At 35.1% G+C, this 14,204-nt stretch carries 13 protein-coding genes; 11 read left to right on the plus strand and 2 right to left on the minus strand.

Annotated features, from left to right (window positions below; all coding sequences use genetic code 11):
- Nucleotides 1–45 precede the first annotated feature (45 nt).
- From A4F88_RS03615 to A4F88_RS03625, 3 genes are all read left to right on the plus strand, one after another.
- Entirely contained in the window at nt 46–564 is a 519-nt protein-coding gene (locus A4F88_RS03615) for an endonuclease V (RefSeq protein WP_068841143.1), read from the plus strand.
- Nucleotides 565–604: 40 nt separating this feature from the next.
- Nucleotides 605–1,168, plus strand: a complete 564-nt coding sequence (locus A4F88_RS03620; protein WP_068841144.1) for a Crp/Fnr family transcriptional regulator — start codon at nt 605–607, stop codon at nt 1,166–1,168.
- A gap of 70 nt (nt 1,169–1,238) precedes the next feature.
- Nucleotides 1,239–1,565 (plus strand): DMT family transporter, encoded by a 327-nt coding sequence (locus A4F88_RS03625; protein WP_068841145.1) that lies wholly within the window; start codon nt 1,239–1,241, stop codon nt 1,563–1,565.
- Between the two features lie 103 nt (nt 1,566–1,668).
- Here A4F88_RS03625 and A4F88_RS03630 read toward each other — a convergent pair whose 3' ends face one another.
- The gene (locus A4F88_RS03630; protein WP_073075409.1) at nt 1,669–4,080 is read right to left on the minus strand and encodes a TonB-dependent receptor; all 2,412 of its coding nucleotides are present in this window, start codon (nt 4,078–4,080) and stop codon (nt 1,669–1,671) included.
- A gap of 573 nt (nt 4,081–4,653) precedes the next feature.
- Between A4F88_RS03630 and A4F88_RS03635 the strand changes: the two genes are divergently transcribed.
- Complete coding sequence (locus A4F88_RS03635) at nt 4,654–5,247, plus strand: hypothetical protein (RefSeq protein ID WP_068841467.1); 594 nt, start codon at nt 4,654–4,656, stop codon at nt 5,245–5,247.
- Between the two features lie 108 nt (nt 5,248–5,355).
- Here A4F88_RS03635 and A4F88_RS03640 read toward each other — a convergent pair whose 3' ends face one another.
- The gene (locus A4F88_RS03640) at nt 5,356–6,123 is read right to left on the minus strand and encodes a methyltransferase domain-containing protein (RefSeq protein ID WP_068841146.1); all 768 of its coding nucleotides are present in this window, start codon (nt 6,121–6,123) and stop codon (nt 5,356–5,358) included.
- Nucleotides 6,124–6,618: 495 nt separating this feature from the next.
- Between A4F88_RS03640 and ribB the strand changes: the two genes are divergently transcribed.
- The 7 genes from ribB to A4F88_RS03675 all read left to right on the plus strand — a co-directional run bounded on the left by ribB (nt 6,619) and on the right by A4F88_RS03675 (nt 13,971).
- A complete protein-coding gene (gene ribB / locus A4F88_RS03645; protein ID WP_068841147.1) occupies nt 6,619–7,278 on the plus strand; it encodes a 3,4-dihydroxy-2-butanone-4-phosphate synthase in 660 nt (219 codons plus the stop codon).
- A 6-nt stretch (nt 7,279–7,284) separates the two neighbouring features.
- The gene (locus A4F88_RS03650) at nt 7,285–7,857 is read left to right on the plus strand and encodes a Crp/Fnr family transcriptional regulator (RefSeq protein WP_178368477.1); all 573 of its coding nucleotides are present in this window, start codon (nt 7,285–7,287) and stop codon (nt 7,855–7,857) included.
- Between the two features lie 206 nt (nt 7,858–8,063).
- A complete protein-coding gene (locus A4F88_RS03655) occupies nt 8,064–8,381 on the plus strand; it encodes a hypothetical protein (protein WP_245179016.1) in 318 nt (105 codons plus the stop codon).
- 480 nt (nt 8,382–8,861) lie between these two features.
- The gene (locus A4F88_RS03660; protein ID WP_068841149.1) at nt 8,862–9,335 is read left to right on the plus strand and encodes a DUF4625 domain-containing protein; all 474 of its coding nucleotides are present in this window, start codon (nt 8,862–8,864) and stop codon (nt 9,333–9,335) included.
- 9 nt (nt 9,336–9,344) lie between these two features.
- The gene (locus A4F88_RS03665; protein ID WP_068841150.1) at nt 9,345–11,792 is read left to right on the plus strand and encodes a TonB-dependent receptor; all 2,448 of its coding nucleotides are present in this window, start codon (nt 9,345–9,347) and stop codon (nt 11,790–11,792) included.
- Nucleotides 11,793–11,808: 16 nt separating this feature from the next.
- On the plus strand, nt 11,809–12,711 hold the full coding sequence (locus A4F88_RS03670) for a DUF4625 domain-containing protein (protein WP_068841469.1): 903 nt from the start codon (nt 11,809–11,811) through the stop codon (nt 12,709–12,711).
- A gap of 45 nt (nt 12,712–12,756) precedes the next feature.
- Entirely contained in the window at nt 12,757–13,971 is a 1,215-nt protein-coding gene (locus A4F88_RS03675) for a hypothetical protein (protein ID WP_068841151.1), read from the plus strand.
- Nucleotides 13,972–14,204: the final 233 nt, after the last annotated feature.

Below are 14,204 nucleotides of genomic sequence, written 5' to 3' on the forward strand. Positions count from 1 at the left end.
TACCACAATCTCAAATATCGTTGATACTATGAAACCCAAAAAACTATGACCCATAATGCTAAAATACTGGCTTTTGATACGTATTATTTTGACGGAAAAGCCAAAACTGTTTGTCTTGAATTTTTAAACTGGAATGAAAGTGAAAACTACAAAGTTCACACTGAAATAATCGAAAATGTAGAAGACTATGTTCCGGGAGAATTTTATCGCAGAGAATTGCCCTGTATTTTGAGTTTATTAAATCAAATCGATTTAAAAACGGTTCAGGTTATTATTATAGATGGTTTTGTTTATCTGGATGATGATAAAAAATATGGTTTAGGCGGACATTTGTATGAAAAACTAAACAGGGAAATTCCAATAATTGGTGTTGCCAAAACCAATTTTGCCTCAATCGAAAAAGATAAAAAAGCTTTGGTAAGAGGCGATAGTAAAAAGCCTTTATATGTTACAGCCATTGGTATTGATCTGGAAGATGCTTTCGAAAAAGTCGAAAGTATGGCGGGTGAATTTAGGATTCCAACGCTACTGAAAGAAATGGATCGATTAACAAAAGAGATTTAAAAACACCAGCTTTTTTTAAAACTAAAAATAATTTCTGATAATGGAAATACCACAAATACTAAATCGGATATATTCTTTACCGGAAAAATCAAGACTTTTGCTTGAAAACTGTGTCGACGAAATCAGTTATCCAAAAGGATATATCCTGATAAGAGCCGAAAAAATAGAAACCAGTATTTATTTCATCAAAAAAGGGATTGCCAGGGCTTATGCCAACAGAGACAGCAACGAAGTGACATTTTGGTTTGGCAAAGAAGGAGACACACTTTTGTCTATGAAAAGTTATGTCGCCAATGAGAAAGGTTACGAAGATATCGAATTATTGGAAGATTGTGAATTGTATCATTTGAAAACCGAGAAACTACAAACACTTTTTGCCAATGATATTCACATTGCGAACTGGGGAAGAAAGTTTGCCGAAAAAGAATTGCTTAAAACAGAAGAACGTTTGATATCCAGACAATTTCGTACCGCTACAGAACGTTACGCAGAATTACTGCAAAACAATCCTGATTTGCTTTTACGCATACAATTAGGACATATTGCTTCGTTTTTAGGCATAACTCAGGTAAGTTTAAGCCGCATAAGGTCTGAAATAAAATAATTTCATTTTTTAACATTTGTAAAATTTTCCCAGTACTCCATTTCGGAATTTTGTACCAAAATATAAAAAGATGAATTGGATATTATTAGTGATTGCGGGATTATTTGAAGTAATCTTCGCCTTTTGTTTAGGAAAAGCAAAAGAAACTACAGGAAACGAAATGTATTTATGGTATGTGGCTTTTGCTATTTCGATCGTAATGAGTATGGGACTTTTAATCAAAGTTATTCAGGCTTTGCCCATAGGAACTGTTTATGTGGTCTGGACAGGAATTGGTGCTGTTGGAACTGTTTTACTCGGAATTATTGTGTTTAAAGAACCTGTAACTTTCTTAAGAATACTTTTTCTCAGTACTTTGATTGGTTCTATCATTGGACTAAAATTCGTTTCGCATTAAAAGCGGAATTTCAAATCATATTAAAATCAAAGAGGAGAACTTTAGTGGCATTACTTCCACCTAAGTTCTCCTCTTTTTAATTATTCTTTTTCAGGAAACCGTTTTAAAATTTAAACGTTATATTTCCTGTAATACGTGTTGGGTTTTGAGCAGCAAGGCGGTATGACCAATACTTTTCGTTTGTCAGATTGTCTACTTTAATACCCAGTCTGTATTTTGGCTGATCATAAAAAAGAGAACAATCTAATACGGTATACGACGGAATTGTAAACTTAAAAGTAGTGGTATTGGTTTGATAATATTCGCTTCCGTAAATTCCTCCAAAACCAATTCCCAGACCTTTAGCCGAACCATTTACTACACGGTAACTCGCCCATAAATTAGCCGTTCGCGGCGATCCGGAAGTAGACGGGCGCAAACCTTCGACACTGGCGTTACTCTTGGTATATTTACTGTCATTATAAGTGTAACCCGCCACAATATTTAATCCCGAAATAGGATTTGCAATCAACTCAGCCTCGAAACCTCTGCTGACCTGGGTACCATCCTGGATTGAAAAATTGACATGATCCGGATCATCACGGGTAATATCTGTTACTTTAATATCATAATAACTAAGAGTTGCTGATATTTTGTTTAAATCAAACTTAAACCCTCCTTCTAACTGATTCGCCTGATTAGGTTTGAAGGTGTTTCCGTTAAAATCAGAACCGGAAACATTGCTAAATCCATTCATGTAATTTCCAAAAACAGCAATTTTATCTTTCATAAGCTGATAAACCAAACCAAATTTTGGAGATAATGCTGTCTGATTATAATTTCCTGCAATAGAATCACGACTTGGATAATAGGTTCCTTTATTTTCATAACGATCGACACGTAATCCTGCCATCGCGATTAATCGGTCAGTTACATTCAAAACATCTGATGCATAAGCACTATAGGTATTTTCATTGTTAGACACAAAGTTGTTGAACTTTGCCGTTGCAAATAGCGGCGCAACTCTTTCGATATTGAAATTGTTATAAGCATCTCCCGGCTTTTTATAATCCATTGCCGGCATGTTTACAATAGCATCATTACGCGTGGCACGAAGGCTGTAAAAATCGAACCCTGCTACTACCCTGTTTTTAAGTGGTCCGATATTAAACTTTCCGATAAAATTTTGCTGAATATCAGTTCCGTAAAATGGAGATTCCTGATATGTTACCTGTTGTCTTATGGTCGTGTTAGACATCATTTGCAAAGCTACCACATAACCATCAGATGATGATCTTGTTCGTGATATAACGGTTTGCGAAGTCCATTCGTCAGACATTTTGTATTTTAACTGAGCGAATATATTGTATTGCTGACTCGTATAATTAATTGTATTGTTGGCAAAAGATAGTTTATACGGAATCTGAAGATCTTCGATACTCGTTGCTGTTCCTTTTGCATACGGAGCCAATCTGGTTGGCGAAGTAGCTTTGTAAGCACTAAATTCAATATCAATCAAAAGGCTTAATCTATCGTTTATTTCATAGGAAAAGCTTGGCGCAAACGAAAAGTTTTTATTAAATCCGGCATCCTGAAAACTTCTTTCGCTATGCATTGCCGTATTAATCCTCAATAAAGCAGTTTTATCCTGATTTAGTGGCGTATTTACATCAAATGTTAAACGGTTAAGATCCCAACTCGCTGCCGAATATGAAACTTCTCCTTTAAAAGTGTCAAAAGGCTTTTTTGTAACGCGGTTAAACAAACCACCAAAAGAAGACAATGTACTTCCAAAAAGCGTTGCCGATGGCCCTTTAATAACCTCGATACGCTCTAAATTTGAAGGATCAATCGTGGTATAAGTAAAACTTCCTACTCCGTTTCTAACCACTTGCGGAGTCGGAAAACCTCTTGACATTGAAGTCGTACGGCCTTGGTTTCGAACTTCGGCAATACCGGCACCGGGAACATTTTTAAACGCACTGTTGTAATCTGTTACTACTTGTTCCTTCATTAATTCCTTGCTTACAATGATATAAACCTGCGAATTTTCGATGTTTTTTAATGGCATTTTAGCCACATCGATACTTTCTTTTTTCGCAAAACGATTTCCTCCCGAACGAACTACGACATCTTCAAGATTCTGAGAAGAAGAGTTTAACTTAAGATCTGCCACTGCTGATGGAGACTGTTCTGAAATCTCTACAGTTTCAACGGTTGGCGCATATCCGTTCATGATCACTTCTACCGTATATTTACCTAATGGAAGTTTTTTAAACTCATAATTTCCGGCAGAATTGGTTACGGCGCTTTTATTGGTTTCGCTTAATTTTACCACTACTCCTTGTCCTGCTGTTCCGTCGTTTGTGATCACAACACCTGTAATTTGCCCTGTATACGATGTCTGAGCCTGAAGCAAACCAATATTCATCAACAGAAAAAACGAAATTAAAAGAGTAAAATTAAGTTTTAAACTTTCTATTTTCTGAAATAGAAATTTAAAAGAAGAGTGAAAAACTGGTATTATTTTTTTCATATTATTCTTATTTATACTTATTCTAAATTAAAGCGCAAATGAACAATATTTTTTGTTATCTGTCAACTGAAAATCAGTCTTTTTTTGTAGAAAATCCCAGTAAAATAAGCGTGTAAAAAACACTACATTAAGAAGTGTTTAGGTTGTTCCAATATCGCTGAAAACCTTTAAAATAAGTATATATTGACAAATAAATTAAACATGTGCCTAAAAATGGTTAAGCCATTCATAACTCCATTTTTATATTTAGATTATACAAATGCACAAAAAGTTCAACATTCATTTTAATACCTTTCAGCAACTGTAAAAAATTAAAATGTAAACTCCATTTATAGTTTAACTTTTTTCTGAATGTAAAACAGATTATTTAGTCTTGTCTTAAAAAGAGCATTTAGCAAACATAAAAAACTGTAAACCAAAACCATACTATAAAAAATAACCATTAAAAAACCAATTTTAATGCGTAACTTAGTAAGTATTCAAATTAATATAAGAACCTTATAAGGGCAATAAATGCCTTGTTTACCTGTTTATATAAAAGGATATTATTTATTAATTGCATTTAATTTACATATGAAAAGATTACACTTTTTACTTATTATAATTGGTATTACGTTAAACGGATATGCACAAAAGGAAGTGAATGGAAAATACAAACCTATTCCTTCAAAAAATTCTGAGTTTAAAGAACCTATACCTCCAACAGAAACTCCTCCACCTCCGGAAAATCCGCTTCCAAAGGAGCCAACTGTTTTAAAAATTAATCCTGAGGATCTTTATAAAAACAATAATCTCTACAAACCGGAAGCCAATGTTGAGGGAATTTTTTACAGACGAAATGAATATTTAGGAGGTTTTGTAACCAACTCATCCGTTTCGACCATTCGTTATCGTGATGCTGCTTTTGTAGATGGCGATAAAATCAAAGTGTACCTGAATGATAAAGTCATTGTGCCTGAAGTTTTATTAAATGGAGATTTTCAGGGATTCAAAATAGATTTGGTAAAAGGAATCAACAAAATAGATTTTGAAGCCTTAAACGAAGGTTCTGCTTCGCCTAATACTGCCGAATTTCAGGTTTTTGATGATAAAGGCACTGTTATTCAGGCTAGTCAATGGAATGTGGGTACCGGATATAAAGCCACTATTATCCTGTATAAAGAATAATATATTTTTCTTTTAATATTTTAAAACAAAACTCCCGTTTACAAGATAAGCGGGAGTTTTTTTATGGTGTTTTTATTTCTTTTTTAATGGCTGAAAAACAATCTAATATTACTTTTTTCTTCCATAAAGCAAAAGTCTTTTAAAAGAATATATTGCAGGAAGCTTAGGAAAATGTTCCGCAATTCTTTCTTTATAGGTTTTAATAAAAAGTGCCTGCTGCTCGCCTTCGAGACGTTCTATATACGGAATCAAAGCTGAACCTGAAATAAAACTATAAAGTGTATCGTGGTCGTTTGCAATTATTGGATATACTTTTTGCAGGATCGTTATATTTTCCAGTCCGCCATCAAAAAGGATTTGTGCATATTCATCGATACTTAAAACCGGAGAATCTCTTTTGTATTCTTTTAAGTAAGATTGAAAAGGTTCTTCGTTTACCAGTTCGAGAAGAATTTTATTGAGTTTGTTTTCTGGCTGAACCGGCATTTGTACCGCAAACTGACCTTTTGGATTTACCAAATCGATCAATTCTGAAAATAAGGTTTCATGATCATTTGACCATTGCAAAGCGGCATTACTAAAAATCAAATCCCATTTTTCGCCGGATTGTATCATTTCTTCGGTGGTCGCTTTCAGAAAATGCAAATTATCAGTTTCTAAAGCCTTTGATTGTTCCAGCATTTCTGCCGAAGAATCAACACCCAGAAAATCTGCCTGCGAAAATTTATGAGCTAAAATTGCTGTTTGTTCTCCTGTACCACAACCTAAATCTATGGCTTTCATTCCGTTTACGGGCTGAATTAAATCAATCAAATCATAAAAAGGCTGATAACGAATATTTTTAAACTTATTATAAATTTCGGGATTCCAGGGCATTGTTTATCGTTTTGTAATTTTAATTCTGATCAGGGAAGTAGTTGATGATCAGGGTAAAATTTAGTTCATACGCCTAAGATACAAAATTCTTATGGGATTTATTTAGTAACTCTCACAGCTTCTGGTTTAATTACCAAACTTTAGCACAAATTAGTAAACCTTATTTTACAAGGTCTCTTTCCTGATATAAAAGACTAACAAAATAAACATAATCAGAGTGAGCATTTTAAGTTGATAAATAGCATCCGGAGAGGAAGATATACTAATAAAAAAAGAGAAGACAATGCGTATTTATACGGGTTTTGGTAAAAGTATGGTGTTCTGTAGTAAACAGATTCAAATGAGGAACATGAGAATATCTGAACTGTTTTGATTTGTCCGGCTTCAAAAAATAAACCGTCAAATTCAAAGCCCATTTTATTGACCTAGATCAAACTTTTACATCTGAAACAACTTTAGATTTGCTGCTCATTAATTATTAAACATCAGAATATAATGATCAGTACAATAGCATATCCGTTAGAAAAATTTGGTTTAACCAGTGTAGAACGTGTCGAAAATACAATCAGACAGCTACAAAACGGAAAAGGTTTTTTATTAATTGATGATGAAGACAGAGAAAACGAAGGTGATCTGATTTTTTCGGCACAAAATATCAGCGTTCAGGATATGGCCATGATGATACGTGAATGCAGCGGAATTGTATGTCTTTGCCTGACTAATGAAAAAGCAGATGAACTCGAATTGCCTTATATGGTAAAAGAAAACACCAGTAGTTTCCAGACTCCTTTTACGATAACAATCGAAGCAAAAGAAGGTGTTACAACGGGAGTTTCGGCAGCAGATAGAATTACTACCATTAGAACGGCTAGTGCATTAAATGCAAAACCATCTGATCTGGCAAGACCCGGACATATTTTTCCGTTACGTGCAAAAAACAACGGCGTTTTGGAACGCAACGGACATACTGAAGGCAGCGTAGATTTAATGAAATTAGCAGGTTTAAAACCCGAAGCCGTTTTATGTGAGTTAATGAACGAAGATGGAAGTATGGCTAAACTTGACAAAATCATTAGCTTTGCGGTACAACACGATTTGGTAGTTTTATCTATAGAAGATGTTATTTACTATCGCAAATTTGTGAGAGATTACTAGTAAAATATGATATACGAGCAACTTGGTGATTATATAAAAAATCGTATTGAGGTTTCTGATGAAAATCTCCATACGATTTTATCTTATTTTAAACCTTTAAAAAAGGGCAAAAACGAGCTGTTACTTACGGCAGGACAAACAAGTCAGAATACTTATTTTGTTGGAAAAGGATGTCTGAGAATCTATTATATCAACGAAGAAGGAAAGGATGTAACACGTTATATTGCTTTCGAAAACCAAATTGCCACCGCATTAGTGAGTTTTATTACCAAAATCCCTTCAACAGAATACATTCAGGTAATCGAAAAATCTGAACTTTTGTATATCAGCCATGAAGATTTTAATCATTTGCTCAAAACAATACCGGAATGGATGCCGTTTTATTGCGCTTATTTAGAAAGGGCTTATGTGAATAATACAAACAGACTAATGTCGTTTACTACGATGGATGCACTCGAAAGATACCAGCTTCTGCTTAAAATAAACCCCGCAATTGTAAAACGTTTACCCAATAAAATTGTCGCTTCGTACATTAATATTTCGCAGGAAACTTTGAGCAGGTTAAAATCTAAGGTCTGATTCAGGCATTTTTTCACACCCCATTTAGCCACGTAGTCATTGAATATAAAGGCTTTATACTTTACAACTAATAAAATTTAACTTTGATTTATTTTTTAATGAAACAATGTTGCGTTTGTAAATAAGAGTTTTATATTTGCATAAACTTTACTGTTAAGTACTGATTCATCAGAATGAAAAAGAAATTTAAAATTATTAATCTCTTAATGCCGCTAATAGTAGTATTTGCAATACTATTTCCGGCAATACATTCTTATGAACATATTCAAAGTCATGATGCTTCGCATAAAAGCATAAAACAACTTTACCATTCTGATAAAAGTGAATTTAAAGTACACGATCATTCTAACGAAGAATGTGCTATTTGCCACTTTAAGTTTAGTCCTGTTGGAACTTTCTCTTTTGTAACTTTTCAGTTTTATAAAAATAGTACTGTAATTCATTCTGTACCTTTTTATGCTGACTCATTTTCTGAGTTTTTTAAGGGTTCTTTATTTTCTCTCAGAGCACCTCCCGTTGTCTAAAATCATAGAAAGTAAATCATTTCAATTCAAGCTGATTTGTATTTATTAGGTTTTAGATTTAAATAATGCCGAAAAAGAGTTTACTTTTTCCGGATTCTTACTATTCCCTTTTTTCTGATAATCTTTTATGGTCCGGAAAAACGATTTCCTATTCTGATTTTGTCAAAGTTTCTCCTGTTGGAGTAAAATTGCTTTGTCTAAAATCAAATCGGGATTAATAGTCTTATCCTTTATTTTCTATTGCTATTAAATTCAATATCCTGAAATTGAATAGCGCTTAAGCACTGCTATAGTTCGTTTTGCGTTTACTTTTTTCATTTTACAACTTCCTTTTACTTTTCAAAAATCAGATAGCAGAAATCCTGTTTTATAGCCTGTTCAATGGTTATAGAATTGATTTTCTTTTACTGTCTGCTATAAAAATTTCCTTTCGTAGTAATTCAAATTTCACACATATGAACCCTTTAAACACGAACCAAAATGAAGAAAACTAAAACTCTTACTGTCTTTGTAATAAGTCTTTTTGCTCTTGTATCCTGCAGCAGTGACAACAACGAAATTGATACAGAATACCCTGTAATTGATATTTCGGCTTCAAATGCATTCCCAATACAGTGCAGCGAAATCTCTCGCGGGCAAAAAATTACTTTCAGGGCAAAATTTACAGATAATGCTGCTTTGGGATCTTACAGTCTGGACATTCACCACAATTTTGACCATCATACACACAGCACCGAAGTCAACAATTGTGCTCCAGAACCTGTCAAAAAACCCGTGAATCCAATGTTGTACATCAATTCGGTTACGATTCCAAACGGACAAAAAAGCTACGAAGCTGTTCAGGAAATTACGATCCCGACAGATATTGATCCGGGCGATTATCATTTCATGATTCGCTTAACCGATAAAGAAGGCTGGCAAAGTATTAAAGGTTTAAGTATTAAAATTTTATAACAGTTTTTAATGAACGATACTAATTCAGATCGATTACGAACTTTTTTCCTGCTGCTTTGTTGTTTTGCTATAGTTACAAAAGCATTGGCGCAATCTGTTCGTATATCCGGTAGCGTTTTTTCCAACGGACATAAACCGCTGGAGGGCGCTATTGTTACCCTTTTTCCGTCTTCAATTAGCACCATTACCGATAAAAAAGGTCATTTTTTCTTTGCTCAATTGCCTGAAAATCCTACGAGGTTAACAATACATTATGCCGGTTATGCTGCTTATGAAGTCAAGCTTTCTTTGGATAAAAGTTCAATAATACTATCTGACATTTTTCTGCATCCGGAAGTAAAAGAATTACAGGAAGTTGTGATTACAGATTATTATGAATCGCGTCGAAAAAAAGAAGAATCACTTAATATCGAAACGGTTAACAGTAGTTTTATCCAGCGAAATCTCGGCGGAAGCCTTATGCAGTCTTTGCAAAGACTTCCGGGTGTTAAAACCATTTCTATTGGATCCGGAGGTTCAAAACCGTTAATTCGCGGACTGAGTTTTAATCAGGTTATTGTTGTAGAAAACGGAATTAAACACGAGGGACAACAATGGGGCGCAGATCATGGTTTAGAAATCGATCAATATGCTGTAAATCGGGTTGAAATCATCAAAGGTCCGGCTTCTTTTATGTATGGGTCTGATGCTATTGGTGGTGCAGTAAACATAAAACCTGTCCCTTATCCTGCTAAAAATGTTTTAGGCGGAAGTATTGATTTTACCGGAAAAAGCAATAACGAGCAATTTGGAGGATCTTTCAATTTATTTGGACGAAACGAAAAATGGTTCTTTGATACGCGAATAACTGCTATGGATTACGGCGATTACCGTGTTCCTACAGATATTGTACAAGTTTACAACTATGCAGTTCCGCTTTACAAAAATCACTTACGTAATACAGCTGGACGGGAACTCGATTTGCACGGAGGTATTGGCTATGTTACTGCTCAATTTAAATCTGTTTTTTATGTCAGTAACATTTACACCAAAAGTGGCTTTTTTGCCAATGCTCACGGCCTTGAACCCCGAAACGTTGATACCGCACTTCATGACAAATCGAGTCGGGATATACAGCTGCCTTTTCAGGAAGTGACACATACTAAAATCAGTAATACCACTTCTTTTTCAGCAGGAATTCATAAGCTGGAAACGCAATTGGGTTTTCAGCAAAATTTCCGTCGGGAATGGAGCCATTACGTCAATCATGGCTATATGCCTCCACTTTATCCTGAGGATATGTATGCACCAAAAGATTTAGAGAGACAATATGATAAAAACGTTTTTTCTGTAGCTGTCAAAGATGAGTTTTCGGCAGGTCAGCATCAATTTACTTTAGGGATCAATGGCGAGCAACAACAAAATGCAATTAACGGCTGGAGTTTTCTAATCCCTGCTTTTAAGCAATCGAATGCCGGATTGTTTGTTTATGACAAGTTTCAGCTTAATGATTCATGGCTGTTTCATGGTGCAATTCGTCTGGATTATGGCAAAATCGAAATGAAACCCTATATCGATTGGTTTCAGAGCGAAGTCACCGAAAATGGTCAGACTAGTCTGCAATACTTAAAACGATCTGAAGAACTTACCAGAACATTCAGCAGTTTCAACTGGTCTGCGGGTATAAATTATACTCCGGGGCAATGGGCTCTTAAAGCCAATTTAGGAACGAGTTTTAGAATGCCTATTGCCAAGGAACTGGCTTCAAACGGAGTGAATTATCATTATTTCAGATTCGAAAAAGGAAATCCTAATCTGTCGGCAGAACGTTCTTATCAATTAGATCTTGGTGCAGAATGGCAGGAAAACAACTGGTCTGTACAGTTGAGTCCGTTTTTTAATTATTTCCCCAATTATATTTACCTCAATCCTACTTCGCAACATGATATTTATTACGGCGCAGGCAATCAGGTTTTCGAATATGAGCAAAGCAAAGTCATGCGTTATGGAGGCGAATTGCAAATGCGCTATCAGTTTCTCAGGAATTTAAGTGGTGAAATTCTGGCTGAATATCTGTATTCTGAACAATTATCAGGAAGCAAAAAAGGATATACACTGCCCTTTTCTCCGCCTGCTTCGGTTTTGTTTGGACTGAGTTATAATCCGGAAATCAAAAATTTAAAAGACACTTATTTTTCTTTGGATTATCGATACACCGCACAGCAAAATCAAATTGTTCCTCCGGAAAAGAAAACCGCCAGCAGTAATGTTTTCAGCCTTGCTTTGGGAACTAAAGCAAAAGCAGGAAAACAGGATTTTATAATCAGTCTGCAAATTCAAAACTTGTTTAACACAAAATACCTCAATCATACCAGCTTTTACAGGCTGATCGAACTTCCCGAAGCAGGCAGGAACATTATTCTGTCTGTAAAAATTCCTTTTTTAATCCATCAAAACAATTCATATGAATCCAATTAACAAACCTCATTTCCTTATGAAAAAAGCAAAATTATTTTTTCTGTTCCTGGTTGTCAGCACTGCATTTACAGCTTGTGATAACGACGATACTAACGAAGTTCCAAAACCAACAGCTACAAATGTTGAAATTGGAACTGCCAATAATAAACGAGCCTTAATTGGCCGTGATTTCCATTTTAATGCCGATGTGATTGCCGGGAATAAAATAGCCGATGTACAACTCAAAATACTTCCAAAAAAAGGAGAAAAATACACCAAAGACTGGAAGTTCGAATTATCTTTTGCAGAATACAAAGGAGCCAAAAACACCAACGTACACAAGCATTTTAATATTCCTGCCGATGCTCCCGAAGGCAAATATGATTTCTCGTTTATTGTACTGGATGAAAACGGATCCCAACTCGAAATCAAAGAAGAACTTACTATTACAGATCCTGCAAATATGCCTGCAGATCCGCTAATTGGCCGTGATATGCTTTCGCGAAACGATGATCTGATTTATTACATGAATACCTGGGTAGAACCGGAATTGATCTTTAAAAAGAACGATAAAATTACTGCTCATGCACAAGTAAGTCAGATTATGGGTGATGGAATTTTATATTCTGTTTTAATAAAAAAGAGCCTTAACTATTATCCTGAAAGCATCGATAATCTTGATTTAAAAAAAGTCATCATCATCACAAAGGCAGAACATAAAGGTCTTCCGGCAGCTTCAAAAATTGCTACGCTGCAAAAGATCAATGATGTTTGGGGCGGCGAAAGTATTGTGGTTGGTGCTGACAAAGATGCCGAGGCGAACCCAACAACGGCAGACAAATCGTGGCAATCCGGACAATACAACTGGGTTATACTTTATAAAAACACGACTTACAATCTGAGTGTCTACAAATCTATGCCTGTTACTATCAAATTATAATCTGTAAATTCTATTAAAACCTAAATTAATTTAAACACGTTTATCATGAAAAACAATTATTTCAAAGTCGTTTTCCTATTTGTTTTATCCACTTTTGCGCTCTCTTGCAGCAATGACGATGAGAACACTACTCCAACTCCTGATGAAGCATCTACAGAATATAAATATTTACGGGTATTACTTTCTGATGAAAAAACAACGGCAATTACACTCGTAAATCCGTTTGATGCCACAACATCTTCCTTTAATGCTAAATTTGCTAAATCGTCACTTTACACAACAGAATCGGGCCGATATGCCGGAATTATTCACAGAGCAGACAATACGGTTGAGACTTTTGACAGCGGATTCGAAAGTCACGGTGATCATGTCGATGTAGACGGAGTTCCAAAATTTGGTGCTTTAATCGGGCAATCACTTATGCCTACTCATTTTAAAAGCAAAATCGGAGAATTATTAACTTTTAATGACGGAGACGGTACTTTATCTGTAGCCAAAGAATCTGAAATCAATTCCGCCGGATCTAAATTCAGGGTAGTCAATGCAGGTTTATTGGCACATCACGGCGCTATGGCTACTTTTTTGAACGGAACTTATGCGATTACCCAAAAAGACAATTCGGTTGCAGGAACATTGCCTGAAAAAGTAAAAATTATTGATAATACCGGTAAAACGCTGTTCGAATCTACTGTTGCCACAAAAGGAATTCACGGAAATGCTTCTGATGGAACTTATGCTGTTTTTGGTTCAGCAAGTGGTGTACTTGTGGTAGAAAGCTCTGGGAAACAAAAACTTATTACTTATCCTGAAGATTTTGGAACTGCCTGGTTTGGAACAATTTTAGAAACTAAGGCCAAAGGAAAATTTATAGGTTTCACAGCCGCAAAAGGAGCCTATTTAATCGATATTGTTAATGCAACCATCAAACCTATTTTGCAAAGCACTACAATTATGCAATGCAAAGTAAGTTACAATACCAGCAAATTAGGCGTTTTACTGTTTTCAGGTGAATTTAAATTATTCAACTTAACAACTTTACAGGTTGAAAAAGAAGGAAAAATAATTCCGGAAACTGCAAGTGATGCTACTTTGAAGCCGCAAATGCAGTTAACAGAAAAGTTTGCCTACATTACCTCTCCATCTACAGGAGAATTATTGCAGCTAAACTTATCCACTATGAACATTGCAAGGAAAATAAAAGTATCAAATACGCCTTATATGATTACTTTACTTGGTTTTGAAAATAGTAAAAGCCACTAATATTTTGTTTTTTTATTATCCAAAAAGACTGTCTCAGAAAGGCAGTCTTTTGTTATTTTTTTATTTGAAGAATTAATTGATAGCATCCATAATTCGACAAAGTAACCACTATCATTGTCATCCCGAGGAACGAGGGATCTTCGCAAGAAACTAACGCAAAGTATTTTTCTTAAATTGTCGAGCTGCTTGCGAAGATCCCTCGTTCCTCGGGATGACAAAAATGTGGATAGCAA

The organism is Flavobacterium chilense (assembly GCF_001602525.1).
GTDB classification, from domain to species: domain Bacteria; phylum Bacteroidota; class Bacteroidia; order Flavobacteriales; family Flavobacteriaceae; genus Flavobacterium; species Flavobacterium chilense.